Genomic DNA, 26438 nt, shown 5'->3' with positions numbered 1-26438 from the left:
CCATGAGGGTACCGGCAGGTGATATCGCTCAGGCGATGTTCTCCCGCCGATGCTGCTCAGGCTAGGTGCCGCCCTATGGTCGGTCGCTGCGGGATTGTTAGGAAATTGTAACTGAACTTTGCGCCCCCTGGCGCGTTAACAATTCAGCATGATCGGACGTTCGGCCGAGTATCAGGGGTATAGAACATGATGAACACTCTGCTTGCGGTTCTTTCGACCTTACTGGCCACGGGGCTCTGCACTCTCGCGGTTGCGTCGATGCGCCAGCCGGCCCGTGTCAAGGTCGTCGCACGGCGCAACAGGCGGCCCCTGCCCCGGGATTGAGCCCGTTTCATAGCAAGTAGGACGGAATGGGGGAGGAACCTGGGTTCCTCCCCCATTCCGTTTTCTGGTACCGCACTGCTGAAGCGCAGGCGGTGCCAGCCTCATCCGTCGATAGCCGCCCGGACGCGGCGTGACAGCTGGTCGATCGAATAGGGTTTGTAGAGTGGCCTGGTGTCGAGGCCTGGAATGTCCACCGCGCCATTGTCGTCAGGGGCATAACCGGTGGTGAACAGCACCTTGATGCCGGGGGAATGAGCCCGGGCGCGGCTCGCGAGTTCGCCGCCATTCATCCCGGGCATGACGATATCCGTGAACAGCAAGGTGATCGGCCGGCCCGCCGCGACGAAACCGAGCGCCTCGCTCGGAGAAGCAGCTTCCAGAATGGTATAGCCGAGCCCGCTCAAGGCCTCCACCGCCATGGAGCGCACCCTGTCCTCGTCCTCCACCACCAGCACGGTTTCGCCGGGATGGCCGTGGAAGGTGGCGGGAAGCCCATCCCAGAGCGGACGCTGGGCTTCGGCCGCTTCGGAGCGCGGCAAATACAGCCTGATGGTGGTGCCCTGTCCCGGTGTCGATGCGATGGTGACATGGCCGCCGGTCTGGCGCACGAAGCCGAAGACCTGACTGAGCCCCATGCCGGTGCCCTTGCCCACGCCCTTGGTGGTGAAGAAGGGGTCGAAGGCCCGTGCGGCCACCTCATCCGACATGCCGATGCCCGTATCCATCACCGCCACGCTGAGATAGGGGCCGGCCGCGATGCCGAATTCCTCGGCCTGGGTGCGGCCAAGCATGACGTTGCAGGTCTCGATGGTGAGTTCGCCGCCATCGGGCATGGCGTCGCGGGCATTCACCGACATGTTGAGCAGGGCGTTTTCCAGCTGGCTCCTGTCGGTCTCCACCGCCCAGGCATCCGGCGCCAGGATGGTGGTGATGTGGATATGCTCACCGAGCGTGCGCGACAAGAGATCGGTCATGTCGGCGATCATCACATTCGGCGACACGGCTTCCACCGTCAGCGGCTGTTGGCGGGAGAAGGCGAGCAGGCGCTTGGTCAGCGCAGCGGCGCGCTCGGCGCCATCGAGAGCGCCGTCGATATAGCGCCCGACATTGGTCTGGCCGCGGTCGAGCTTGCGCTTGAGCAAAGTGAGCCCGCCGATGACCACGGCCAGCATATTGTTGAAATCATGGGCAATGCCGCCGGTGAGCTGCCCGAGGGCCTCGACCTTCTGCAACTGATGCAGGCTGTTCTCGGCCGCGGCCCGGGCGGCGATGGCGGCTTGGACCCGCTGCTCCAGCGTCTCGTTGAGTTCGCGAAGCTCTGCCTCCGCTTCTGTCTGCTTGGAAATGTCGGTGTTGGTGCCGAACCAGCGCAGGATCCGGCCGGTGTCGTCCCTGACCGGAGCGACGCGGGTAAGGAAGGGGCGAAAGATGCCGTCCCTGCCGCGGAGCGGGAAGACCATCTCGAAGGCGCTGCCCTGTTCGAGCGACTCCCTCCAGCGGGCGATGACCTGGGGCAGTTTCGCGCGGTCATGCACCGAGCGCCAGCCCCACCCCTGCATTTGCTCGAATGAGGAGCCTGTATAATCATACCAGCGCTGATTGTACCAATAGATGCCGCCATGCGCGGCGGCCATCCAGCACAGGATCGGGATATTGTCCGCGAGGGTGCGGAAATTGGCTTCGCTTTCGCGCAGGGCCGTCTCGGCCGCGCGGATGCGCAGCAAAGCGCGGACGGAGGCGAGGAGTTCGACCGGTTCCCAGGGCTGGGCGAGGCAGGAATCGGCGCCGGCTTCCAGAGCCCGCATGCGATTGTCGCCCGAAACGAAGGACGCCGAGGTCTGCAGGACCAGGGTCTCGGGATAATCCTGCTTGATGATGCGGCATAGATCATGGCCGCTCATGTCGGGCAGCCTCTCTTCGAGAAGCACCAGCGTCGGACGTCGCTCGCGGATCAGAACGAGGCCATCGAAGCCCGTGCCTGCCTCGATCACTTCGATTTCTATCGCCCGGCCAAGGGCCTCGGTCTTGGCACGCCTTTCGTCGGCGTGGTCGTCGAGGTTGAGGACGAGATGGCGTCGAAACTCCATTGTACCCACCACGATCACCGCCCTGCCATCGGGCTGTGTTCCCATCCGCATCCGAACATGAATTCTAAGGCGTTTTGTGATCAGACGGAAGCATCAAGGATCGCAAAACGCTCCAGCCAATCGTTGGATTGGCCTTGGAAACAAGAAACAAGGGCAAACAAGCGTTCGGTCATGAACGCGTCGGCCCTGAAAAACGTGTCCCTGGGGCGGAAGGTTCCAGCCTCGGTGCCATCGCCTGTTTCCGCACTTTGCCGGCCTTCCGTGAACGCATCCGAGATGCCCAAAATAACATGCCTAAAGGGCCGGGCTCCTGTCGGTCATTCAAAGATGGTCGCATTCAAAGCGCTTTGAGATGTCGATTTTGGTTGAAATCTGTCTCTCTCACCCTATCTTAACCGGGTCGCGCATCCGCCTCCCAGAGGTGCTCCGCCGAGCGGGAAGGAAATTGATCGCAGCGGGGAACCGCCGGGATCGTGGCGGGTTGAGGCTATATGCCATAGCGCGACGTTTGCCGCGCCCGGCTCGTTCCGGGCACCCGGACGAGGGGTGTTCGAGTTCGTCCGTGGGGACCGGAAGCCGCCGGTCGCAGTAGTTCCATGTTTGAGCCTGACAAGGCCATACAGACTCTAGGCCATGGGCGTTACTTGCCATAACCCAGACCGGGAGACATCGATGAGCAACGAGATAGAACAGAAGATCCGCGACAAGGCCCATGAATTGTGGGTTTTGGACGGGCAGCCGGAAGGCCGCGAATTGTTCCATTGGGACTTGGCCCGCCAGCTGGTGCTGCAGGAGAATACCGCCGAATTCACATTGGTGCCGACCCCGCCCTGCATCGAAGATCTGATTGACCCGCTGGCCGCGCCGGATAATCTGCGCGAGATCCCGGACCTCACCCATATCGGAGAAGATGTGGTGGAAGCCGAAGTACCGCTCAGGAGGGTCGCCGGCGGGCGCGGCTGAATCCAGTCGCTAAGAGCAGGGAATCTTTATTCAACGGCTGGAGCGCGAGGGCGCTCCGGCCCCGAGCCGTGACAGACTGTTCTGTGGCGATGACGGCGGACTTTTCCGCCAATCCCCAAAATTTGCCCTTCCAAGGGCTGAAATCGCGAATTCCGGCCCCGAGGCGTGCCTGAGGCTTGCCTCCGCGCGTCAAGGTGCTTACTGCGAACGCTGACCGAACTGATAGGAAGCGTCCGCATGTCTGCCTCTTTGAACCGTCTCGTCGACGAAATGTTGGCGAATGCCTTTTCAGCCTGTGGATTGCCGACCGAGACTGCCCGCGCCACCCGCTCCACGCTGCCCGAGCTCGCGGATCTGCAGTGCAATGGCGCCATGCCGCTCGCCAAGAGCCTCAAGCGCAATCCGCGCGAGCTCGCCGCCGAGGTCGCCGAAAAGCTGAAGGAACAGCCTGCCTTCAAGGAGGTTTCGGTGGCCGGCCCCGGCTTCCTCAATCTTCGCCTGTCCGATGAATTCCTGTCCGAATGCGCCGCGGCGCAGGCCGCTTCGCCCGATCTCGGTATCGTGCAGCTGCCGGCGGACACGGTGGTGCTCGACTATGGCGGCCCGAATGTCGCCAAGGCGCTGCATGTCGGCCATATCAGGGCGCTGGCGATAGGCGAGAGCCTGAGACGCATCAATGTCGCGCAGGGCCTCAACACGGTTTCAGACATCCATCTCGGCGATTGGGGCCTGCAGATGGGCCAGCTGATCTCCGAAATCCGGCTGCGCTGGCCCGAGCTCGGCCCGGGCGAGACGCCTGACCTGACCATGGACGACCTGCAGCGCCTCTATCCCGAGGCGGCGGCGGCCTGCAAGGCCGATCCCGCCCGCATGGAACTCGCCCGTGCCGCCACCGCCGCCTTGCAGGCCGGCGATCCCGACGCCACGGCGATCTGGCAGAAGCTGCGCGACATCTCGCTGACGGCCCAGCGTGTCGATATCGACCTTCTCGACACCCATTTCGACCTGTTCCTGGGCGAAAGCGACGTGCAGCCGCTTATCCCGGACATGATCGCCGACATGCGGGCCAAGGGCGTGGCTGTCGAGAATGACGGCGCCCTGATCGTCGACGTCGCCATTCCTGGCGACAATAAGCCGATGCCCCCGCTCTTGCTGCAGAAAAAGGACGGCGCGGCCCTCTATGCCACCACCGATCTCGCCACCATCGTGGCACGGGTACGCGACCAGGACCCGAAGCGTATCATCTATGTCGTCGACCAGCGCCAGGAACTGCATTTCCGCCAGGTCTTCCGCGCCGCCGAACTGGCCGGGATAGCGCCGGGCGTCGAACTGATCCATGCCGGCTTCGGCACGGTGAACGGCGCCGACGGCAAGCCCTACAAGACCCGCGACGGCGGCGTCGCTCAGCTTAAGGATCTGCTTGCCGATGCGATCGAAAAGGCCCGCCAGCGTCTTGATGAGGTCATCGCAAAGCGCACGGTCGATCCTGCGCTGGATCTTGACACGTTGGCTCGTCAGGTTGGCATCGGTGCGGTCAAATATGCTGACCTCTCGTCTTATCGTCTCTCGGGCTACATCTTCGACATCGAGCGGATGACCGACCTCGAAGGCAAGACCGGTCCTTATGTGCAATATGCCTGCGTGCGGACCGGCTCGATCCAGGCGGACGCCCGCCTCAAGGGCTTCGAAGCCGGTACGATCGCGGTCGAAGCGCAGGCCGAGCGCACTCTTGTGCTCGAATGTGCCCGGTTGCCCGAAGTGGTTGCTTCCGCCAGCCGCAACAACGCGCCCAACGAGATAGCCGACCATGTATTCACGGTCGCACAGGCCTTCAGCCGCTTCTACGTTGCCTGTCCCGTTCTCAAGGACAATACGGAGGCCGAGCGTGCTTCGCGTCTGGCTCTGTGCGGCCTTGCGCGCGCCGTTCTGGAGAAGGAACTGTGGCTGCTCGGCATCGAAGTGCCGGAGAAGATGTAAACTTGGGTCATCCCGCGCGCAGTGCAGCATGCAATACTGCTCCACAGATGCGGGATCGCGGCCGGGATGACGAATGCCCTTCCCGCGTTTCCTGTTTGCTGCTACGCACGCTTCTAATTGACTGACAAATAGAGGCGGCCTTCATGAGCCAGCATTCCATCGCCATCATCGGCGTCGGCAAGATCGCGGTCGACCAGCATCTGCCGGTCATCGCCAAGAACCCGGCCTTCCGGCTGGCCGCCCTGGTGAGCCAGCGCGGCGTCGAGCAGGCGGGCGTGCCGACCTTCCGTACCCCGGCCGAGCTCTATGCGGCGATGCCGGACCTCGACGCCGTTGCGATCTGCACCCCGCCTTCCGTGCGCCACCAGGTGGCGTTGGAGGCGCTCAATGCCGGCATGAACGTGCTGCTGGAAAAGCCGCCCGCCCCCACCGTCAGCGAGTTGGCCGACCTCGTGCGCCAGGCCGCGGCCCGGCGCTGCGTGCTGTTCGCCACTTGGCACTCGCAATACAATGCTGGGGTCGAAGAAGCGAAGAAGCGCCTTGCCGGCCGCAAGATCGCCTCCCTCGCCATCACCTGGAAGGAAGATGTGCGGCGCTGGCATCCGGGCCAGGAATGGATCTGGCAGCCCGGCGGCTTCGGTGTGTTCGATCCCGGCATCAATGCGCTGTCGATCCTGACCGAGATCGCGCCCGAGCCCTTCTTCGTCACGGCCGCGACGCTGACCTATCCCGCCAACCGCGATACGCCGATCGCGGCCAAACTCACCTTCGCCTCCGATGCCGGCCTGCCCGGCGCGGTGCTGACGGCGGAGTTCGACTGGCGCCAGACCGGCGACCAGACCTGGACGATCGAGATCGCCCTGGAGGACGGCACCCGGCTCACCCTGATCGACGGGGGCTCCAAGCTCGCCGTCAACGGCGACCTGACCGTGGCCGAGCCCATGGCCGAATATGAAGGCATTTATGCCCGCTTCGCCGGCCTGCTCGATCGCGGCGAGAGCGCGGTGGATGCCGCGCCCTTCCATCTGGTCGCCGACGCCATGGTGGTGGGCAAGCGCGAGACCACCGACGCCTTCGAGTGGTGATCGCCCGTGGTGCTCACGGTGTGATCCGGCCGTCTTTCTCCCTATAGGTGGCGCTGCCCCTCACCGTCCCTCTCCCCGTAAGAACGGGGCGAGGGACTTTGACGTCGCGTTTCATGCCGAGAACGCATCATCTCGCCCAACCGTCGGGCGAGATGAAAGGACTGTGGGGAAGTCGCAACGCCTGTGCCTCCTCGCCCCGTTCTTACGGGGAGAGGTACGGTGAGGGGCAGCGCGACCGTGAGCAATTACCCCAGCATCTGGGCGTTTGATATCAATAGGTCGCCCGGCCGCCGGAAAGATCGAACACGGCGCCTGTGGTGAAGGAATTCTCCTTGGTGGCCAGCCAGCAGATCATCGCGGCCGCCTCGGCGAGTTCGAGCATGCGCCCGCGCGGGATCTTGGAGAGGATCATCTTCAGGAATTCCGGATCCTGACTCATCGCCATCGTGGTCTTGGCCACGGCCGGTGTCACCGCATTGACGGATATGTCGTATTTGGCGAGTTCCTTGCCGAGCGACTTGGTCAGCGCCAGCACGCCGGCCTTGGTGGCCGAATAGGCCGGTGCGCCGGGATTGCCTTCCTTGCCGGCGACCGAGCTCAGATTGACGATGCGCCCGTAATTGCGGGCGATCATGTGCGGCACAACCGCGTGGCAGACATGGAAGGTGCCGACCAGCCCGACATGCACCACCTCGGCGAAGGCCGCGGGCGGGTATTCCCAGGTATTGGCATTGGGGCCGACGATCGCGGCATTGTTGATGAGGACATCGATCTGGCCGAAGCGCGCCAGGGTCTGCTTGACGCCGGCCTCCACCGAGGCGAGGTCGCCGATATCGACATTGAGGGCCTGGACCTTGCCGTCCCGGCCATATCTGGCCTCCAGGGCCTGCAGGAGGGAGGCGTCCCGGTCCCAGATCGAGACAGTGCCGCCGCCGGCCAGGATGCGTTCGGCGACCGTCAGCCCGATGCCCTGGCCACCTCCGGTGACGATGGCGGCCTGTCCTGCGAAATCGTAGCTGTTCATGGGAACGTCCGGGGAAACTGGGATGAGGGAAGGCCGGCGCGGGATGTCCCGCGCCGAATCGGAATCAGAAGTTGAACTGGTCGATATTGCCGGCGTCGAAGGTGGTCAGCTCGGCCTGGGTGTTGATGATATGATCGGCCCCGATGGTGATCTCGCCGAGGCCCGGAACCTCGAACTTGGTGCCGGGCTCGTTCTTGATGGTGCCGTTCTTCACCCCCACGGCGAAATAGGAGGTGAGCAGGCCTTCATTGTAGGGGCTCCAGAGCTGGAAGGCCTTGAGCGTGCCGTCCTTGATGAAGGGGCGCATCTGGTTGGGCGTGCCGAGCCCGGTAAGGGTGATCTGCTTGGCCTTGCCCTGGGTCTGCAGCACCTGCGCCGCGGCGGCGACACCCACGGTGGTCGGCGAGATCACGCCCTTTAGGTTGGGGTATTTCTGGATCAGCGCTTCCATCTCGGTGGTTGATTTCTGTGGGTCGTCGTCGCCATAGGCCACGGCCACCAGCTTCATCTTGGCGTATTTGGGGTTGCTGGCGAGGCTGTCCTTCATCGCCGCGATCCAGGTGTTCTGGTCGGGCGCGTCGGTCGTGGCGGAGAGGATGGCGATCTCGCCCTCGTAATTGATCTGCGAGCCCAGGAGCTCCACCTGGCTCGGCCCGGTCTTGGTGAAGTCGACCGGCAGGATGCCGGCATCGCGATGATCGAGATTGCCGACGAGGTCGCCATTGACCGCCAGCACCAGGATGCCGCGGGAGCGGGCGCGGTCGAGCACCTGGTTGAGGGCGTCGGGGCTGTTGGGGGAGATGGCGATCACGCCGACGCCGCGCTGGGTCTGCGCGGTGATGAAGGGGATCTGCGAGGTGGCCTCGGCGGTCGCCGGGGCCTGCATGTCGAAGTCGCAGCCGACCTTGGCGCAGCCGTCCTGGAAGCCTTTCACCAGCGAATCGAAATAGGGGTTGCCGGTATTCTTGGGAATATAGACGATCGAGACCTTGTCGGCCGCCTGCGCGCCGACGGCGGCGGTCAAGGCGAGCCCGAGCGACAGCCCGAGCAGAAGCGTTTTCCTCAGCATGGTTCCCTCCTGATGATGGTCTAAGGCCGTTGTTTGCCGGCTATCTCTGGTTGCGGGCGTAGATCGCGTTGGTCGCGATGATGGAGACGATGAGCAGAAGGCCCATCACCGTGAGCTGGTAGGTCACCGGGATGTTGGCGACGGTCATGCCGGTGGCGATGATCACCAGGAGCCAGGAGGCGATGAAGGTGCCGGCAATGGTGCCGCGGCCGCCGAAGATGTAGGTGCCGCCGAGCATGACGATCAGCACCATCTGCAGTTCGCCGCCGGTGGCCAGATCATAGCGCACCGAGGCCAGCCGCGAGGCCGCCAGCAGGCCGCAGAGCGCGCTGGTGAGGCCCATCGCCAGGAACAGGGCGAACTTGATGCGCCGGACCTTGATGCCGGCATGGCGCGCGGCAATCTCGCTGGTGCCGATCTGGTAGATCTGCCGCCCGAGGATGGTGGCGCCCAGCACGAAGGCCAGGGCCAGCGAGGCGATGACGAAGACCAGCACCGGCACGGGCACACCGAGCAGGGTGCGATAGTCGATACCGACGAACCAGGCCGGGAACTTGCCGATGGATTTGTCGCCGGCCAGTACCTGGGCGAGGCCGCGATACATGATCAGCGTGCCGATGGTCACCATCAGCGACGGCAGGCGCAGCCAGAGCACCATGACGCCGTTGAAGGCACCCATGACGAGGCCGGCGGTGAGGCTCGCCGCGATCGCCCAGCCGATCGGCAGGCCGGCCTGGAACACGGTGCCGAACAGGCAGGCCGTCAGCGCCATGGTGGAGGCAGGAGACAGGTCGATCTCGCCGGCAATGATCACCAGGGTCAGCACCAAAGCGATGATCGAGAATTCGGCGTAGTAGGTGGCGCTTTCGAGGATGAAGGTCAGCGAGGCGAAGAAGGGCGAGAGCAGGCAGGCGCTCACGAAGGCGGCGGCCAGCAGCACCAGGGTCATGGTCTCCGGCCGCACCAGCACGACGCGCCAGAGCGGCAGGGGCTTGGCGGCGTCCTGCGGCGAGACGGCGGTGGCGGGAGTATGGCTCATGGGCGCCGCCCTTGCCGGCCGTGGTGCGGCCACTTTACCCTCCCCTTGATGGGGAGGGTCGACGCGCAGCGTCGGGGAGGGGTGACTTTTTCGAAAAAATCCGCTGTTTTCATTGCTGAGGTCGGCGTGTTTCCACCCCACCCCGGCCCTTCGGGCCGACCCTCCCCATCGAGGGGAGGGTAAAGAACCCGCGGCTCCAGCCTTAAGTTCGCGCCTATGAGGGTAAAAGTGACGTCTATATCGTTCATGCCGCATCCCTCGCCAGCAGACCCTTGAGACCGCCTTGCCGGACGCTGCGGTCGATCACCAAAGCGGCGAGGATCACCGCTCCGTAGATCGCCTGCTGCCAGAAGCCGGAGACGCCGAGGATCGGCAGTGCCACGCTGACGGCGCCGAGCAGCAGCACGCCGAGCACGGTGCCGGCGACCGAGCCGGAGCCGCCATTGATCGAGACCCCGCCGATCACCACGGGGGCGATCACCGTGAACTCGAAGCCGACCCCGGTGATGCCGGGATTCACATAGCCGAAGCGCGAGGCATACATCACGCCCGCGAGCCCGGCGAGAGCCCCGGAGAGCACGAAGACCAGCACGGTGATCGGTGCGGCGCGGATGCCGCGCAGCGGCGCCGCCACCGGATTGGAGCCGATGGCGTAGATCTGGCGGCCGAGCCTGGAATGGCCGAGGAAGAGGTAGGTGGCGAGCGCCACGGCGAAGGCGATCAGGATGATCCAGGGAATGCCGAAGACGGGCGAGGTCTGGCTGAGCTCGATCAGGCCGCGCGGGATATATTGCGGATCGACCTGCCGGGCATCGGAGATGAAGAAGACCAGGCCGCGATAGAGGCTGAGCGTGCCGAGCGTCACGATGATGGAGGGCAGCCTGAAGACGGTGACCACCAGCCCGTTGACCAGGCCCAATGCCGCGCCGACCGAGATCGCGGCGCCGACGCCGACGATGACGGGCAGTTCCGGATGGTCGCGCCAGAGCATGCCGGCCACGATGGCGGAGAAGCCGAGGATCGAGCCGATCGAGAGATCGACATGGCGGGCGACCAGCACCATCATCTCGCCCATCGCCGCCACCATGATCAGGGGCACCGCGAGCAGCACGATGCGCAGCGTCTCCGTCGAGAGGAAGCGCGGCTGAATCAGGCCGACGATGACGGCGAAGAGCGCGATCATCACCACGATGCCCGCCTCGCGGCGGCGGAAGAGGCTGGCGATGCTCATGCGGCGGCCTGTCCATCCGGGGTCGACTTGCGGCGCGGCACGGCGGCGTGCATCACGCTCTCCTCGCTGGCCTGGCCGCGGGGGAGATTGGCGGTGAGCCGCCCTTCCGACATCACCAGCACGCGGTCGCTGAGCGCCAGGAGCTCCGGCAGCTCGGAGGAAATCAGCAGCACGGCGCGGCCCGAGGCGGCCAGCTCGCCGATCATCTCATAGAACTCGGCCTTGACCCCGATGTCGATGCCGCGCGTCGGCTCGTCGAGGATGAGGATCTGGGGATCGGTGAGCAGCCAGCGGGCCAGGATCGCCTTCTGCTGGTTGCCGCCGGAGAGCTCGCCGATGGGCTGGCGCAGGCTGGCGAGGCGGATGCGCAATTTGCGCACCTGTTCTCGGGCGATCGAGCGCTCGAGCGCGCGGCGGATCACGCCGCCGGGAGCGACCTTCCCAGGCACGGCCGCCGTGATGTTCTGCTCGACGGGCAGGCTGCGGAAGATGCCGGCGACGGCGCGGTCCTCCGGCACGAAGGCGAGGCCTTGGGCCACCGCATCCGCGGGTTCGCGGATGGTGACGGCCCGCCCGCCTATCTCGATGCTGCCGCTGGCGGCGGGAACCACGCCGAACAGAGCGCGGGCGACATCGGTGCGGCCGGCGCCGACCAGTCCGCCGAGGCCGACGATCTCGCCCCTGCGCACCTCGAAGCTGATGTCCTCGAACTTGCCGGGCAGGCTCAGACCCCGCACCGCCAACGCGACCGGGCCGATCTGCGACTTGTGCTGGGGAATATAGTTCTTCACCTCCCGTCCGATCATCAGGCGGATGATGTCGTTATCGGAGAGGGTGGCGGTTTCCTCGGTGGCGATCCTGCTGCCGTCCCGGAAGATGGTGACGCGGTCGCACAGCGCCCGCACCTCCTCGAGCCGGTGGCTGATGAAGATGATGGTGCGGCCCTCCTGGCGGAGCTGGCGGGCGATGCCGAACAGGGTTTCGACTTCCCTCGGCGTCAGCGGGGCCGTCGGCTCGTCCATGATGATCAGGCGGCTGTCGCTGGCCAGCGCCCGGGCGATCTCCACCATCTGCTGGTCGGCGATGGAGAGGCCGCGCATGGGCTTGCCGACATCGATGGCGATGCCGAGGCGGGCCATCAGGCTGTCAGCCTCGCGGCGGAGTTCGCCCCAGCGCACCCGCCCGAGCGCCGGGCCTTCATGGCGGCCGAGCACGAGGTTTTCGGCGACGGAGAGATCGGGAAAGGAGATCGGTTCCTGGTGGATCAGGGTGATGCCGAGCTTCTGGGCGATCAGCGGCGTCGCCACCTCGACAGTTGTGCCGTTGAGGGCGAGCGAGCCACGGCTGGGCCGGTGCACGCCGGCAATGATCTTGGCGAAGGTCGACTTGCCGGCCCCGTTCTCGCCGAGCAGAGCGTGGATCTCGCCGGCATGCAGATCGAGATCGACGTCGCGCAATACTTCCACGCCGGCAAACTGCTTGGAGATGCCGCGGGCAGAGATGAGGACCGGCCGCGCCGATGCGGGCACGCCGTCCATGCTCCACGCTCTGCCGGTCATGGCGTCGGCGCGTCCTTGTCGATCAGGCCTTCCGCCTTGAGGTCAGACCAGAAGCCGGCTGGGATGGGGGCGTGATGCGAGGCGACGTTCTCCGTCACCTCGCTCGGCTTCACGGCGCCGGGAATTTCCGAGACCACGGCGGGATGGGCCAACACGAATTGCAAGGCCGCCGCCGGCAAGGCCACGCCATGGGCCTTGCAGACCGCCTCGATACCGCGCACCTTGGCCTGCACGGCCTCCGGCGCCTTGCTGTAATTGTAGTTGGCGCTGCCGCCGGAGCCGGTGACCAGGATGCCCGAGGCAAAGGGCGAGCCGATGATCACGCTGACCTTGCGCTTCACGCATTCGGCCATGCCAGTATGAAGGCACCCTTGGTCGATCAGGGTGTAGGGCATGGCGACCAGCACGAAGTCGAGATCGACCAGCGGGGCCACGGTCTCCAGCGCCTCGGCGGTGTTGATACCCATGCCGATGGCTTTGATCTCGCCGCGCCGCTTCAATTCCTCCAGGGCCTTGATGCCGGAATAGACCAGGTCCTTCTTGCGGTAGCCGAAATCCGGGCCCTGATAGGCGGCATCGAGGTCGTGGATGACCAGGGCATCGATGGTGTTGAGGCCGAGCCGCATCATCGACTGCTCATAAGAGCGCATGATGCCGTCATAGCTGTAGTCGTAGCGGTGCTGGAAGGGCAGGCCGCCGAGCCACATTTCCGATTTGAAGGTGGCGGGGTCGAAGGGGCGTTCGAGGATGCGCCCGACCTTGGTGATCAGCTGGTATTCGTTGCGCGGCCGATGCCGCAGACCATAGCCGAGACGGTGCTCGGAGAGGCCCAGGCCGTACCAGGGCGCGGTGTCGAACAGGCGCACGCCCGCATCCCAGGCGGCGTCGATGGTGGCGCTGGCATCGGCCTCCGTCACCAGGCTGTAGAGCTCGCCGAGATGCGCCGCGCCATAGCCGAAGGTCGGCACGGTCATCGCTGTCTGGCCGACGCGGCGGCGCTCGAATTCCTTGGGCATTGCGGCACTCCCGGGCATTTCTGAATCTGCGTTACCGGGGCGGCCCGGTCGCCTTTGCGGCTAAGTTGTCAGACAAAAATTAGTTTGACAAGTTTTTACTGGCTGGCGGAGAATGGGGGCGAGATCCGATGCTGTTTACTTGGGCGCCTTGGAATTTTCGCGACTTTTGTCATAGCCGGGTCAAGCCCGGCTATGACAAATCGGGAGATTTATCCCTCAAGTAAAGTCGCGTTTGGCCAAGGCAGGCACCGGTGCAGAAACGTCGGATGCCGCGTTAAGGCTCACAACTCGAGGATGCCATGCCCGATTTTCCCATCATCGACACGCATCTTCACGTCTGGGACCATTCGAAGCTGAAATATTCGGCCTTCGAGGGCAGCCCCCTGTTTTCCAGGGACTACCATGTCGAGGATTACAGGCGCGACCTTGGCGCGGTCGAAGTCGAGGCGATGGTTTTCCTCGAATGCTATGCCGATTTCTGGGACGACGGTGGGCAATATCTCGACGAGATCCGCTTTGTCGAGGAGGAAGCCCGGCGCGACCCCGGCATCAAGGCGATCGTGCCGATGGCGCCGCTGGAATGGGGAAGCCGGGCGGAGCCGATCCTGGCGAAGATGAAGGAGAAGCACCCCACGGTGCGGGGCATCCGCCGCATCGTCGAGTTCGATATCGATCCGCGTGCTTTGACCCTGTCGGACAGTTTCGTCGAAGGCGTCAATCTTCTCGAAAAGTTCGGCTACCATTTCGAGATCAACGTCCATCACCACCAGATGGACATCGTGCGGGACTTCGTGAGCCGCATCCCGCATGTGCCGATGATCCTCGATCATTGCGGCAAACCCGGCATCAAGGAAGGCGCCATCGCCCAATATCGCGATGACGTGGAGGAACTGGCGCGCTGCCCCAACCTCTTCATCAAGCTCTCCGACCTGCCGGTGGAGGCCGACCACGCGGCCTGGACCGATGCGGATCTCCGCCCCTTCATCGATGCCACCTTCGAGAGCTTCGGCGTCGACCGTACCATCTTCGCCATGGACTGGCCGATCTGCCTGCAGGCCACCAGCATGACGCGCTGGGTCGAGACGCTCGATCGGGCCCTGGCGGGCTTTTCGGAAAGCGATCTGCGCAAGTTCTACCGGGATAACGCCAATTCCTTCTACCGCCTCCATCTGTGACGCAGTAAGGCAGTCCTGTGAGCAAGCTGATCAAAGACCCCGATTTCAGCGACCTGGCGGCCCTGGACGCCGGCGATGCCTTCGGCGAGCCGTTCGGCGGCGGCGCGCTGGAGCGGCGCCCCATCGCCGAGCAGGTCGCCACCCGCATCATGGGCATGATCAAGTCGGGCAATCTGCGCTCCGGCGACCGCCTGCCGACCGAGCAGCAGATGGGCATCGCCTTCGGCATCTCGCGTCCGCCTCTGCGCGAGGCGCTCAAGGCGCTGACCCTGATGGGCGTGCTCGAAAGCCGCCAGGGCGGGCGCTACAGCGTCACCGACCTGTCGCCCAGCCGCCTGGTAGCACCGTTCTCGACCATGCTGTCCTTCGCCGACTACGACGTGCGCGAGCATTTCGAGGCGCGGGTGGTGGTCGAGCTCGAACTGGTGCGGCTCTGCGCCGAACGGGCGGATGAGGAGACGCGGGCGCGTATCCTCGAACTCGCCGTCGACGGCCGTGCTTTCCACGAGGATCCGGTCGCCTTCCGCCTGCTCGACATCGAGTTCCATCGGGCCCTCTATGGCGGCGGCGGCAGCCGCCTGCTCGCCGCGATGGCGGAGGGGCTCTACGATGTCGGGCTCGACGTGCGCCGCGTCGCCAGCGCCCTGCCGGGCGTGATCGAGATCAGCGTCGCCCAGCATGTCGAGATCGCCCAGGCCGTGGTGGCCCGTGACGCCGAGGCTGCGATGGCGGCCTATCGCCGGCATCTCGAACATGTGCGCGACACCTCCAGCCAGGCGCAGGACGTGATCGGCAGCGAGGCGGCGGCCAAGCGCTGATCACGCTTTCGAACCCGCAACGAAACGCCCCCAAGGCCACGTCTCAAGGGAACGTACCATGCCGGACCGCATCGCCTTTCGCATGAATCTCCATCCCGGCCAGGCGGCCGAATATGAAAAGCGCCATGACGAGATCTTTCCCGAGCTGGTAGCGCTGCTGAAGGAGGTCGGCATCTCCGACTACACGATCTGGCTCGACCCGGAAGACCACCATCTCTTCGCCATCCTCACCCGCAGCGACGACCACGGCCTGGACCGCCTGCCCGACGAGGCGGTGATGAAGCGCTGGTGGGCCTTCATGGGCGATATCATGGAGACCAATCCGGACAGTTCCCCGGTGCAGGTGCCGCTGAAGCGGGTGTTCTATCTGGCGTGATGGGTAGACGCGACTTACCCTCCCCTGGAGGGGGAGGGTCGAGGCGAAGCCTCGGGGTGGGGTGGCCTCACAGCAGCAATAACCGTCTTCATTCTTATGACCGGCGTATTTTCACCCCACCCCGGCCTTTCAGGCCGACCCTCCCCCTCCAGGGGAGGGTGATATACGCTCACCCGTAGCGGTGCAGCCCGGCGCCATGCAACTTCAGCCAGGCCCGGGCTTCCTCGGTACGGGGGCAGAGCTGGTGGCACAGGCGCCAGAAACGGGGCGAGTGGTTCATTTCCTTCAGGTGCGAAACTTCGTGCGCGGCCAGATAGTCGAGCACGAAGGGCGGCGCCAGGATCAGACGCCAGGAGAAGGCCAGCGCGCCGGCCGAGGAGCAGGATCCCCAGCGGCTGGTGGTGTCCTTGACGCTGATCGGGCCGTGCTTGACGCCGAGCGCCGCGGTATGGCGGGTGACGGCCGCCTGCAATTCGCGCAGGGCCTGCTTCTTCAGCCAGTCGGTCAGGCGGCGCGGCAGATGCTGGATATCGCCATGGACGACGAGGACGGGCGGTGTGCCTGCCTCGACCTTCACGGTGCCGCGGCCCTCGCGATGCTCGACGCGGTGCGGCACGTCGCGGAAGGGCACCATGGCGCCGTCGGCGAAGCTGACGTCCTGGGCAAGCTTGGCGAGCTTCAGGGCGATCCAGCCGGCATGCTTGTCAGCGAAGGCCTTGGCGGTGGTCAGGCTGCCGCGCGCCGGCATGGAGAGCACGATGTCGCGCTGGGCCGTGCGGACCCTCAGCGTATAGCGGCGCGCCGAAACCAGCCGCCTGACGGCGACCGGATAGGTCGTTGCCCCGATCCTGACGGTGATCTGTTCGGGTTGGGGCGTCGGATTGCGTCGAAACAGCGATATCATGCTCGAATCAGGTGTGAGGCGACATCATAACCCGGATTGCGGTTTTGCCGCGGCTGGCGTAGGGGCGAGGCAATCCATCGCAAAGGAGCCGCCATGCCTTCCGATCCCACCCCCTGGTGGCAGCCATCGGCCCATCAGGATCGCCGGCCCTTCCTGATCGGGCGCAACCGGCTGATGAAGGCGCTGCGCAGCTTCTTTGCGGCTGAGAATTTCACCGAGGTCGACACGTCAATCCTGCAGGTTTCGCCCGGCAATGAGGCGCATCTGCATGCCTTTGCCACCGACCTGATCGATGCCGACCTCAGCGTGCGCCGGCTCTATCTCCACACCTCGCCGGAATTCGCCTGCAAGAAGCTGCTGGCGGCGGGGGAAAAGCGCCTGTTCACCTTCGCCAAGGTCTTCCGCAACCGCGAGCGCACGGCCACCCATTCGCCCGAATTCACCATGCTGGAATGGTACCGCAGCGGCGAGCCCTATCAGGTGCTGATGGAGGATTGCGCCCGCCTGCTGGTGCTCGCCGCCGAAACCGGCGGCCTGAAGCGGTTCCGCTATCGCGGCGTGGAGACCGATCCCTTCGCCGAGCCCGAAAGGCTCAGCGTGGCCGAAGCCTTCGAACGTTTTGCGGGCATCGATCTGCTGGCGACGCTCGACCGGGACGGCGGCAGCGACCGCGGCGCCCTGGCGGCGGCGGCCCGCCGGGCCGGGCTGCGCGTGGCCGAGGACGACACCTGGTCCGACATCTATTCCGGCGTGCTGGTGCAGAAGATCGAACCCCATCTCGGGCATAACAGAGCCACCATCCTCCACGACTATCCGAGCGTGGAGGCGGCGCTGGCCCGCCGCACCGCCGATGATCCGCGTGTATCGGAGCGCTTCGAGCTCTATGCCTGCGGCGTCGAGCTGGCCAATGCCTTCGGCGAACTGACCGATCCCGACGAGCAGCGCCGACGCTTCCAAGCCGAGATGGACGAGAAGGAGCGCGTCTATGGCGAGCGCTACCCGATCGACGAGGATTTCCTGGCTGCCCTGGCCATCATGCCGCAGGCCAGCGGCATTGCGCTGGGCTTCGAGCGGCTCGCCATGCTGGCGACGGGCGCCAGCCGCATCGACCAAGTGATCTGGACGCCGGTCGCCTAATGCCAGGCCCGCGCTTTGGGTTGTGAATAACGGGGATAGGTCGTACCAGAGGCCACAATCTCGACAAAAGGAGCTGTGAGCTTCCGCTCCATGCCGTTGACGCGGCACGAACTTGATCCGCGAGAGACCTCATTGCACCCGCCGGCCCCAGGGGTCGGCGGTTTTTTCTTCCGGGTGCGCGGGCATCTTGCCCGCATCTACCCCTTCAGCCGCAACGTTTCCAAGAGCGGGCAAGATGCCCGCGCACCCGGATTACGCGGCCGCATCCTTGGCGCGTTCGGCCTTCTTGCGCTCGTTGGGATCGAGGATGGCCTTGCGCAAGCGGATCGACTTCGGCGTGACTTCCAGGAGTTCGTCATCCTGGATCCAGGCGATCGACTTCTCCAGCGTCATGCGGATCGGCGGCGTCAGGCGCACGGCCTCGTCCTTGCCGGCGGCGCGCACGTTGGAGAGCTTCTTGCCCTTGAGCACGTTGACTTCCAGATCGTTCTCGCGGGTGTGTTCGCCCACGATCATGCCCTGATAGACCTTCCAGCCGGGCTCGATCATCATCGGGCCGCGATCTTCCAGGTTCCACAGCGCGTACGCCACCGCCTCGCCGGCATCGGTGGAAATCAGCACGCCGTTGCGGCGGCCGGCCACCTCGCCCTTATAGGGCGCATAGGCGTGGAACAGGCGGTTGAGAACGGCAGTGCCCTTGGTGTCGGTCAAGAGTTCGTTCTGATAGCCGATCAGGCCGCGGGTCGGGGCGTGGAAGACCAGGCGCTGGCGGTTGCCGCCGGAGGGGCGCATCTCGATCATCTCGGCCTTGCGCTCCGACATCTTCTGCACCACGGCGCCGGAGAATTCCTCGTCGACGTCGATCACCACTTCCTCGATCGGCTCGAGGATCTCGCCGGCCTCGTTCTTCTGGAAGACGACGCGCGGGCGGGAGACGCCGAGCTCGAAGCCCTCGCGGCGCATCACCTCGATGAGGATGGCGAGCTGGAGTTCGCCGCGGCCGGAGACGATGAACGAGTCCTTGTCGGCCGATTCCTCGATCTTCAGCGCGACATTGCCCTCGGCTTCCTTGAGCAGGCGGTCGCGGATGACGCGGCTGGTGACCTTGTCGCCTTCGGTGCCGGCGAGCGGGGAATCATTGACGGTGAAGGTCATCGACACGGTCGGCGGGTCGATCGGCTGGGCCTGCAGCGGCTCGGTGACTTCGAGCGCGGCGAAGGTATCGGCCACGGTGCCCTGGGTCAGGCCGGCGATGGCGACGATGTCGCCCGCCTCGGCTTCCTCGACCGGCTGGCGCTCGATGCCACGGAAGGCGAGCACCTTGGACACGCGGCCCTGCTCGATCACCTTGCCGTCGCGCGACATCGCCTTGATCGCCATGTTCGGCTTCAGCGTGCCGGAGGAGATGCGGCCGGTCAGGACGCGGCCGAGATAGGGATTGGCCTCCAGGATGGTGGCCAGCATGCGGAAGGGGCCGGGCTCGACGGTCGGCTGGGCGACATGCTTGAGCACCAGGTCGAACAGCGGGGCCATGCCGGCGCTCTGGTCGGCTTCCGGCGAAGTACCCATCCAGCCCTGCTTGCCCGAACCGTAGAGGATCGGGAAGTCGAGCTGCTCGTCGGTGGCGTCGAGCGCGGCGAACAGGTCGAACACCTCGTTGATCACCTCTGTGGTGCGGGCGTCGGGCTTGTCGACCTTGTTGATGGCGACGATCGGCTTGAGGCCGATCTTGAGGGCCTTGGCCACCACGAACTTGGTCTGGGGCATCGGACCTTCGGCGGCATCGACCAGCACGATGGCGCCATCGACCATGTTGAGGATGCGCTCGACCTCGCCGCCGAAATCGGCGTGGCCGGGGGTGTCGACGATGTTGATGCGGGTATCCTTCCACACCACCGAAGTGGCCTTGGCCAGGATGGTGATGCCGCGTTCCTTTTCGAGATCGTTCGAGTCCATCACGCGCTCGGCCACGCGCTGGTTGTCGCGGAAGGCGCCGGACTGCCGCAGCAGCTGGTCGACCAGCGTGGTCTTGCCATGGTCGACGTGGGCGATGATGGCGATATTGCGAAGTTGCATAGGTTAAACCGGGTTCCTGCGTCAGCCGGGACATTGGCCGCGCTCAAAAGGGATCGTCTGTCGGATTTTGCGCCGCAATATCACAGGAGAGGGGGGCGCGGCAATGGCGGAGCACAGCCAGCTTCCGGGAACTTCATTCGGTTCTGGCCACGGGACGATGTTTCCCAATCAATTCGATGAAGCGGTTTTTCACCTGGGAGAAGAGGGACGGGGGAAGCGGGCCATAATAACCTGTATCGGTGTCGACAGGACGCAGGTCCGGGCCAGGCCAGACGAAACGATTGCTTTCGTTCAACACGATCCAGGACCGGTCCGTGTCGAGACGAAGCCTTTCTTTCACCGTCAAGGGAATTTCGATCGCCGCTCGCAGGTCGTCGGGCGGTGAATGGGTAATCGGCAGGACACGCACGATCCTTTGACCGGCATCGTCGGCTGCGACGATCGCCAGGACCAGGCAGGGGCGGTCCTTATCCGCTTCCTCGCGTCCTTCCTGATATTGACGATGCCAGAGATAGGCGTAGCGAAAGATGTAGCCGACCCTCGGCTCACTTGGCAGCATGCTTGGTCAATTCGGCGTCCAGGTGTTCGTGGCCGGGCTCCATCTGGGATCGCTCGATTTCGGCAATGTCCAAATCGGAAAGGTCTTCGGTGCGCTGCACGATACGAAGGCGCTTGGTCAGGCGAACAAAGTCGTCATAAGCCATCAATACCGTGCGCGGACGGCCATTCTTGGTGATGATGACGGGTTCGCGGATGGCGGTGTCCTGATAGGCGCCGAAATTCTTCGAGATCGCGGCAGCGGAAACGGTGGCGGTCATGCTATCTCCTTCCGGGAAAATATACGGAATTTACGGAAATGCCGCAAGTTGTCTCATCAAGACAACAAGGTCACCGATATCGCCTTAAGCGCCATCCTCTTCCGGCTCGTATTCCAGGAAGGTCGGCAGATCATCGGCCGTGGCAAACCAGGAAACCTGGCTGCGGGTCCAGATATGCTTGCGCGGCGCCGCCAGCGAGGGATCGTCGAGCGTGCCGGCATTGATGCTGATCTCAGTGGGATTTTCGCGGAGCCGGAAGCCGAGCGAGGCTCCGCATTCGCCGCAAAAATGCCGTTCCCCGAAGCTGGAGGAATGATAGACGCGCGGCTCGCCCCTGACATAGGCGAAGGCCTCGGCGGCAAACAGCGCCCAGGGTTGGGCCGGCGCGCCGGAAATACGCTGGCAGATGCGGCAATGGCACCAGCCGGCATCGAAGGGCGCTTCCCGCGCCTCATAGCGGATCGCCCCGCATTCGCAGCCGCCGGTCAGCAAGGCCATGGCGTTCCCCCCGGGCCGACGACACGAGCGGCCTTCCCGCGCAGTTTACAGCTAAGCGCGACGCTAGGGGAGATGGCTTCCAGGAAACGAGGGCCTGAAGAAGACCTGCGGTATCGGCTCCCCTCAGTGAGGGGGCCGATACCGCAGGGGCGGGCGAGCGCCGGCTGACAGGGCGGAAAGCTAGGGCGCGTCATCCGCTATGGTTTGGCGTTTGATGAGGTCAAAAATGGTCGGATGGGAGGAGTGAGCGCTGCCAAGACTTTCGTCTTGGCAAGCGAAGCGACGTTGCAGCTGGCCATTTTTCACCTCACCGCCTCTGGCGGCGGGGCGCTTTTGGCCGATGAGCGCGCCGTTCTTCGTAGCAAGCCGGAAGGCTTGCGTCCTCGAACTCCTTCTCTTCGGCCAAAATCGCTCCCGTCAAACCCTAAACCATAGCGGATGACGCGCCCTAGCGCTGCGCCACGAAGACCGCATTGTCGAGGACGAAGGAGCCGTCCGCCTCGATGGCAAAGTGCTCGCGCACTTCCTCCGACATCGCCGCCTGCAGGGCGCGGATGGCTTCGACGAAGACCGGCGGGGTACGCATGCGGGCGATCCAGGAGGAAAATTCCAAGGGCTGGTGCCCGGGGGTCGTCGCCGTCACCGTGAAACCGGCAGCGGCGAGCATCGCCTGCCATTCCCGGATCGAATAGTCACGCACATGCGAGGGATCGCGCAGCATCTCGAACGCCTGCAGGAAGGTGTCGCAGACGGCCCGCCCCGGCGCGACGGCATCGGCCATCACCAGCATACCGCCCGGTTTCAGCACCCGGAAGGCCTCCCGCAAGGCGGCCGGCACGTCGCCCCAGTGATGGGCCGAATAACGGCTCAGCACCATGTCGAAGCTGGCGTCGGCGAAGGGCAGCCGCTCGACCGAGCCCTGCTGGGTGGCGATGTTGGCAAAGCCGCGCCTGGCGGCTTCCTCGGCGACGGCCGCCAGCATTTCCGGGGAGAGATCGTAAGCCACGACCTCGGCTGCCACCGGCGCGGCCGCGAAGCTGACATGGCCGCCGCCGCAGCCCAGATCCAGCACGCGGGAGGGCTGCCGGGCTGCGACCGCTTCGGCTACCAGCCGCAGATCCTCACCCTTGGCGTGAACGGAGCTGGCGACATAGGCGGCAGCCTGCGAGCCGAATTGGCTCGTGACCAGGTTTTCCAGGGTGACCGATCGGGCCATGGCTCTTTCTCCGGGGATGATTGGAAGCACTCTGGAACGTCTCTAGGTTCTCGCTTACACTGGTACCAGATCCTTTTTTATCCTGGTATGAAAGTTGCCATGACAGCGGAGTCGGATCAGGCGCGCCGCCAGCAGCTCGGCGAGTTCCTGCGGTCGCAGCGGGCGCGTCTGACGCCCGACCTTTTCGGCCTGCAGGGTGGGGCACGGCGGCGGACGCCGGGCCTGCGCCGCGAGGAAGTGGCCCAGCTCGCCGGCCTGTCGACCACCTGGTACACCTGGCTGGAGCAGGGGCGGGACATTTCCCTGTCGGCCCACGCGCTCGGCCGGCTCGCCAATGTCCTGAATTTTTCGACGGCCGAGCGTGCCTATCTCTTCGATCTCGCCGGCAAGCGCGATCCGCAGGCGAGTACCGAAGCCGAGCCGGCCGCGCCGCCGGCACTGCTCGCCGCCCTCGACACAATCGCCGGTCCGGCCTATCTGCTCGACCACCTCTGGAATGCGCTGGGCTGGAACGCCCAGGCGGCCGAACTCTTCGGCGGCTGGCTGGACGGCGAGAATGACCGCAACCTCCTGGCCTATATCTTCCTCAGCCCGGCAGCCCGGGACCTGATCGAGAACTGGGAAGGGCGGGCCCGGCGGGTGATCGCCGAGTTCCGCATCGATTATGGCCACCATATCGAGGAAGAGGCGATGCAGGCGCTCGTCAGCGGCCTGACGGCGCGGAGCCCCTTTTTCGCGCAGGCCTGGCCGATCCACAGCGTGATCGGCCGTGAAGGGGGTCTGCGGCGCTTCAACCATCCCACGCGCGGCGCGCTCGAATTCCAGCAGATCACCCTCAGCCCGACGACGCGGCCCGACCTGAAATTCGTGATGCTGGTGTAAGTCGGGGCCGGGTCTCCAATCCCGCCGGGGATGACGCTGACGGCTTCACGTGATTGCCCCGCCCCCGATCGCCCGCCTTGCCCCCATTCGATCGCTCGGCTAGGTTTCGCGCCAATTTCCCCAAGGGTATACTTCCATGTCCCTAGAGACCGATCTCCTGGTCGACAGACGTGTCCTGCGCCGCAAGCTTTCCGTCTGGCGCGTGCTGGCTTTCCTGTTCCTGGCCGTCACCCTGGTGGTGGCCTATTTCGCCATTGCGGGCACCAGCGCCCTGCAGCATCGCAGCCCCCATATCGCCCGCATCAAGCTCGACGGCTTCGTCGGCGACCAGACCGCCAATCTGAAGCTGTTCGACCAGATTGCCGCGTCCCAGGCCGAGGGCGTGATCGTGCGGATCAACTCGCCCGGGGGGACGACCTCGGGCGGCGAGGCGCTCTATGACGGCCTGCGCAAGCTCTCGGCCAGCAAGCCGACGGTGGCCTTCATCGATGGCCTCGGGGCGTCCGCCGCCTATATGGCCGCCGTCGGCACCGACCACATCGTGGCCCGGCGCTCGGCTCTGGTCGGGTCCATCGGCGTGCTGGTGCAATATCCCAATGTCTCCAAGCTGCTCGATACCATCGGCGTCAGCGTCGAGGCGGTGAAGTCGTCCCCGCTCAAGGCGGCGCCGGACGGCTTCACGCCGACGAGCCCCGAGGCACGGGCCGCGCTCGCTTCCGTGGTCAACGACACCTATGGCTGGTTGAAGGACCTGGTGAAGGACCGGCGTAAATTCGACGACGCCGGCCTTGCGGCGGTCTCCGACGGGCGCATCTTCACCGGCAAGCAGGCGCTCGACCTCAAGCTCATCGACGAAATGGGCGACGAGGCGACCGCGATCGCCTGGCTCGGCAAGGACAAGCCGCGCCTCAAGGCGCTGCCGGTCGAGGATTGGGACAAGCCTTCCACCAGTTCCTCCTTCCCCTTCGCGCGCACGGGCCTGGCCTGGCTTGCCGACAACGTCGGGCTCGCCAGCCTGGGCGACGCCATCCGCACGGCACCCGAAACGCCTCCGGGCGCGCTTGACGGGCTTGTCTCGGTTTGGCACCCTTGAGGCACTCGTGTCCCACGGTCTGTCCGGACCAGCGTAGGGTGCCCAACAAGGATTGGGCTAGTAAGGATTTGGGGGGTGGAGCTTTTGGGCTCGATCCGCATCATGCTGTAAGGGAAGCTTCGACGCGATTCGCGCCGAGCGAACGTAACTTCACAAGACCGGCGACTGACGGGAACGAAAATGATCAAATCCGAATTGGTTCTGAAGATTGCGGAAGCCAACCCGCACCTCTACCAGCGTGACATCGAGAATATCGTCAACGCCATCCTCGACGAGATCGTCAATGCCATGGCCAAGGGCGATCGCGTCGAGTTGCGCGGCTTCGGAGCCTTTTCGGTCAAGTCGCGTCCCGCCCGCATCGGCCGCAATCCGCGCACCGGCGCGCATGTGCCCGTCGACGAAAAATTCGTGCCCTTCTTCAAGACCGGCAAGGACATGCGGCTGCGCCTGAACAAGCCGACGGCCTGATCGAGAGCAAAGCGCGCCTTGGCGAGAATGCTTGTTTGCTCTAACTCTTTGTCTGGACGCGTCTTTGCGATTCTCCGCGATGCCGGGAAATCGCGGGGCGCCTTTGCGATCATGCCGGAGCGGGGCAGGCCATGAAGCGCCTCTTCTATTATTTCATCCTGATCCTGGCCTTGATCGTGATGGCGGCCTTCGCCATCGCGAACAAGCAGTGGATCGCCGAAGGCGTCGCACTCTCCTATGACCCCAGCGCGCCTGGGGCCGAAGCGAGCACGCTGCATCTGCCGATGTTCCTGATTCTGTTCGGGATCCTGGTGATCGGCATGCTGATCGGCGGAATCACGGTCTGGCTGAAGCAGAGCCGTTTCCGCCGTGCCGCACGGATTGCCCAGGTCGAGGCGGAACGCCATCGCAACGAACTCGACCGGCTGCGCAGCCAGACCGCCCCCGCGGCCGAGTCGCGCGATAGCCATGCCATTCTGCCGTCGAGCGTGCCGTTCTGATCTTGTCGCCGGGAGCGCGGATATTCTCCCGCTCTCGAACGCTTCCCGTCAGGCTCTGCCTGTTTCCCGCAACCGGATCGGTTATAATCAGCGCTCCCGGCCCGACGGCCCGGACCTTTTCGTTGCCTGGGATGGAAAGCCATGCGCGTCATCACGGCCGATGAGATCGATGGCCTCCTGACCTTTCCCGACCTGATCGAGGCATTGCGCGCGGCCTTTGCCGCCGATTTCGTCACGCCGCCGCGCCAGCATCTGGAAATCGGCCATGGTTCCGAGGCGGCCACCGCCCTGATCATGCCGTCCTGGAGCGCCGACGCACCCGGGCCGGGCGCCTATCTCGGCACGAAACTGGTGAACGTATTCCCGGCCAATGGCGCCCGCGGCCTGCCGGCCGTGCTCGGCACCTATGTCCTGATGTCGGGGGAAACCGGAGCGCCCTTGGCCGCGATCGACGGCACCCGGCTGACCCATTGGCGTACCGCCGCTGCCTCGGGGCTCGCCGCCTCCTATCTCGCCCGCCCGGATGCCAGCCGCCTTGCCATGGTGGGGGCCGGCGCCCTGGCGCCCTTCCTCATCCGCGCCCATGCCAGCCAGAGGCCGATCGGCGACGTGGCGATCTGGAACCATCGGGCGGAGCGTGCCGAAAAGCTCGTGGAGGAACTGGCGCAGCAGGGGATCGCGGCCCGCTACGAGCCGGATCTCGAGCGGGCGGTGCGCACGGCCGACCTGGTTTCCTGTGCCACGCTGTCGAACCTGCCCTTGGTCAAGGGAGCCTGGCTGCGGCCGGGCATGCATCTGGATCTGGTCGGCGCCTTCAACCTGCAGATGCGCGAAGCCGATGACGAGGCCATGCGTGCCAGCGATCTGTTCATCGACACGCCGAGTGCACTGACCGAGGGCGGCGACATCGCGCTGGCCCTCAAGGCCGGCATTGTCGGGACCGAGGATATCAGGGCTGATCTGGCCGGGCTCGCCCGCGGCAGCCATCCCGGCCGCGCTTCCAGCGAAGCGCTGACGCTGTTCAAGTCGATCGGCAGCGCGCTGGAGGACCTCGCTGCGGCTATCCTGGTGTGGAAGAAGATCGGCGGCGAAGGCTGAGCGAG

The 26438-nt window shown here is 65.0% G+C and carries 26 protein-coding genes; 12 read left to right on the top strand and 14 right to left on the bottom strand.

Going from position 1 to position 26438, the window contains the following annotated elements:
* Positions 1-425 precede the first annotated feature (425 nt).
* Positions 426-2456 carry a response regulator gene (locus J8I29_RS11285; RefSeq protein WP_209431711.1) on the bottom strand — a complete coding sequence of 677 codons (2031 nt, stop codon included), beginning with the start codon at positions 2454-2456 and terminating at the stop codon, positions 426-428.
* A gap of 35 nt (positions 2457-2491) precedes the next feature.
* On the bottom strand, positions 2492-2695 hold the full coding sequence (locus J8I29_RS11280) for a hypothetical protein (protein WP_209431710.1): 204 nt from the start codon (positions 2693-2695) through the stop codon (positions 2492-2494).
* Between the two features lie 388 nt (positions 2696-3083).
* Here J8I29_RS11280 and J8I29_RS11275 point away from each other — a divergent pair, with 388 nt between their 5' ends.
* The 3 genes from J8I29_RS11275 (at position 3084) to J8I29_RS11265 (ending at position 6436) form a co-directional block, all read left to right on the top strand.
* The gene (locus J8I29_RS11275) at positions 3084-3374 is read left to right on the top strand and encodes a DUF2934 domain-containing protein (RefSeq protein ID WP_181161021.1); all 291 of its coding nucleotides are present in this window, start codon (positions 3084-3086) and stop codon (positions 3372-3374) included.
* A 237-nt stretch (positions 3375-3611) separates the two neighbouring features.
* A complete protein-coding gene (gene argS / locus J8I29_RS11270) occupies positions 3612-5351 on the top strand; it encodes an arginine--tRNA ligase (protein WP_209431709.1) in 1740 nt (579 codons plus the stop codon).
* 143 nt (positions 5352-5494) lie between these two features.
* A complete protein-coding gene (locus tag J8I29_RS11265) occupies positions 5495-6436 on the top strand; it encodes a Gfo/Idh/MocA family oxidoreductase (protein WP_209431708.1) in 942 nt (313 codons plus the stop codon).
* A gap of 271 nt (positions 6437-6707) precedes the next feature.
* Here the strand turns inward: J8I29_RS11265 and J8I29_RS11260 are convergent, their stop codons facing one another.
* From J8I29_RS11260 to J8I29_RS11235, 6 genes are all read right to left on the bottom strand, one after another.
* The gene (locus tag J8I29_RS11260) at positions 6708-7460 is read right to left on the bottom strand and encodes an SDR family NAD(P)-dependent oxidoreductase (protein WP_209431707.1); all 753 of its coding nucleotides are present in this window, start codon (positions 7458-7460) and stop codon (positions 6708-6710) included.
* 64 nt (positions 7461-7524) lie between these two features.
* Complete coding sequence (locus tag J8I29_RS11255) at positions 7525-8529, bottom strand: substrate-binding domain-containing protein (RefSeq protein WP_105860785.1); 1005 nt, start codon at positions 8527-8529, stop codon at positions 7525-7527.
* Positions 8530-8569: 40 nt separating this feature from the next.
* Entirely contained in the window at positions 8570-9568 is a 999-nt protein-coding gene (locus J8I29_RS11250; RefSeq protein WP_209431706.1) for an ABC transporter permease, read from the bottom strand.
* A gap of 244 nt (positions 9569-9812) precedes the next feature.
* Positions 9813-10799: an ABC transporter permease gene (locus J8I29_RS11245; protein ID WP_209431705.1), complete on the bottom strand. Its 987-nt coding sequence runs from the start codon at positions 10797-10799 to the stop codon at positions 9813-9815.
* Positions 10796-12358, bottom strand: a complete 1563-nt coding sequence (locus J8I29_RS11240; RefSeq protein WP_245196883.1) for a sugar ABC transporter ATP-binding protein — start codon at positions 12356-12358, stop codon at positions 10796-10798. Before J8I29_RS11240 ends, J8I29_RS11245 begins: the two co-directional genes overlap by 4 nt.
* Positions 12355-13374: an aldo/keto reductase gene (locus J8I29_RS11235; RefSeq protein WP_209431704.1), complete on the bottom strand. Its 1020-nt coding sequence runs from the start codon at positions 13372-13374 to the stop codon at positions 12355-12357. The genes J8I29_RS11240 and J8I29_RS11235 overlap by 4 nt, the downstream gene beginning before the upstream one ends.
* Positions 13375-13673: 299 nt before the next feature.
* Here J8I29_RS11235 and J8I29_RS11230 point away from each other — a divergent pair, with 299 nt between their 5' ends.
* From J8I29_RS11230 to rhaM, 3 genes are read left to right on the top strand one after another with little or no spacing between them, the layout of a single operon-like run.
* On the top strand, positions 13674-14549 hold the full coding sequence (locus J8I29_RS11230; RefSeq protein ID WP_209431703.1) for an amidohydrolase family protein: 876 nt from the start codon (positions 13674-13676) through the stop codon (positions 14547-14549).
* Positions 14550-14566: 17 nt separating this feature from the next.
* On the top strand, positions 14567-15367 hold the full coding sequence (locus J8I29_RS11225) for an FCD domain-containing protein (protein WP_105860779.1): 801 nt from the start codon (positions 14567-14569) through the stop codon (positions 15365-15367).
* Between the two features lie 58 nt (positions 15368-15425).
* On the top strand, positions 15426-15743 hold the full coding sequence (gene rhaM, locus J8I29_RS11220) for an L-rhamnose mutarotase (protein ID WP_105860778.1): 318 nt from the start codon (positions 15426-15428) through the stop codon (positions 15741-15743).
* Between the two features lie 169 nt (positions 15744-15912).
* Here rhaM and J8I29_RS11215 read toward each other — a convergent pair whose 3' ends face one another.
* Positions 15913-16647 (bottom strand): SprT family zinc-dependent metalloprotease, encoded by a 735-nt coding sequence (locus J8I29_RS11215; RefSeq protein ID WP_209431702.1) that lies wholly within the window; start codon positions 16645-16647, stop codon positions 15913-15915.
* Between the two features lie 93 nt (positions 16648-16740).
* Here J8I29_RS11215 and epmA point away from each other — a divergent pair, with 93 nt between their 5' ends.
* Complete coding sequence (gene epmA / locus J8I29_RS11210; protein WP_209431701.1) at positions 16741-17784, top strand: EF-P lysine aminoacylase EpmA; 1044 nt, start codon at positions 16741-16743, stop codon at positions 17782-17784.
* 252 nt (positions 17785-18036) lie between these two features.
* On the opposite strand, the gene typA is transcribed toward epmA, so the two are convergent.
* The 5 genes from typA to J8I29_RS11185 all read right to left on the bottom strand — a co-directional run bounded on the left by typA (position 18037) and on the right by J8I29_RS11185 (position 22392).
* Positions 18037-19860 carry a translational GTPase TypA gene (gene typA / locus J8I29_RS11205; protein ID WP_209431700.1) on the bottom strand — a complete coding sequence of 608 codons (1824 nt, stop codon included), beginning with the start codon at positions 19858-19860 and terminating at the stop codon, positions 18037-18039.
* Between the two features lie 133 nt (positions 19861-19993).
* Entirely contained in the window at positions 19994-20419 is a 426-nt protein-coding gene (locus J8I29_RS11200) for a type II toxin-antitoxin system PemK/MazF family toxin (RefSeq protein WP_209431699.1), read from the bottom strand.
* A complete protein-coding gene (locus tag J8I29_RS11195) occupies positions 20406-20678 on the bottom strand; it encodes a type II toxin-antitoxin system Phd/YefM family antitoxin (protein WP_209431698.1) in 273 nt (90 codons plus the stop codon). The genes J8I29_RS11200 and J8I29_RS11195 overlap by 14 nt, the downstream gene beginning before the upstream one ends.
* 84 nt (positions 20679-20762) lie before the next feature.
* Positions 20763-21176, bottom strand: coding sequence for a GFA family protein (locus J8I29_RS11190; RefSeq protein ID WP_209431697.1), 414 nt, complete (start codon positions 21174-21176; stop codon positions 20763-20765).
* Positions 21177-21624: 448 nt separating this feature from the next.
* A complete protein-coding gene (locus tag J8I29_RS11185) occupies positions 21625-22392 on the bottom strand; it encodes a class I SAM-dependent methyltransferase (protein WP_209431696.1) in 768 nt (255 codons plus the stop codon).
* 99 nt (positions 22393-22491) lie between these two features.
* Here J8I29_RS11185 and J8I29_RS11180 point away from each other — a divergent pair, with 99 nt between their 5' ends.
* From J8I29_RS11180 to J8I29_RS11160, 5 genes are all read left to right on the top strand, one after another.
* Positions 22492-23274 (top strand): helix-turn-helix transcriptional regulator, encoded by a 783-nt coding sequence (locus J8I29_RS11180; RefSeq protein WP_209431695.1) that lies wholly within the window; start codon positions 22492-22494, stop codon positions 23272-23274.
* A 136-nt stretch (positions 23275-23410) separates the two neighbouring features.
* Positions 23411-24367, top strand: coding sequence for a signal peptide peptidase SppA (sppA, locus tag J8I29_RS11175; RefSeq protein ID WP_209431694.1), 957 nt, complete (start codon positions 23411-23413; stop codon positions 24365-24367).
* A 180-nt stretch (positions 24368-24547) separates the two neighbouring features.
* On the top strand, positions 24548-24835 hold the full coding sequence (gene ihfB, locus J8I29_RS11170) for an integration host factor subunit beta (protein ID WP_105860770.1): 288 nt from the start codon (positions 24548-24550) through the stop codon (positions 24833-24835).
* Between the two features lie 131 nt (positions 24836-24966).
* On the top strand, positions 24967-25335 hold the full coding sequence (locus J8I29_RS11165) for a LapA family protein (RefSeq protein WP_209431693.1): 369 nt from the start codon (positions 24967-24969) through the stop codon (positions 25333-25335).
* Positions 25336-25476: 141 nt separating this feature from the next.
* The gene (locus tag J8I29_RS11160; protein WP_209431692.1) at positions 25477-26433 is read left to right on the top strand and encodes an ornithine cyclodeaminase family protein; all 957 of its coding nucleotides are present in this window, start codon (positions 25477-25479) and stop codon (positions 26431-26433) included.
* Positions 26434-26438: the final 5 nt, after the last annotated feature.

It is taken from the genome of Labrys sp. LIt4 (assembly GCF_017813775.1).
Classification (GTDB): Bacteria; Pseudomonadota; Alphaproteobacteria; order Rhizobiales; family Labraceae; genus Labrys; species Labrys okinawensis_A.
The sequence above is the reverse complement of the archived record's forward strand: the minus strand, read 5'-3'. Positions and strand labels throughout refer to the sequence as shown.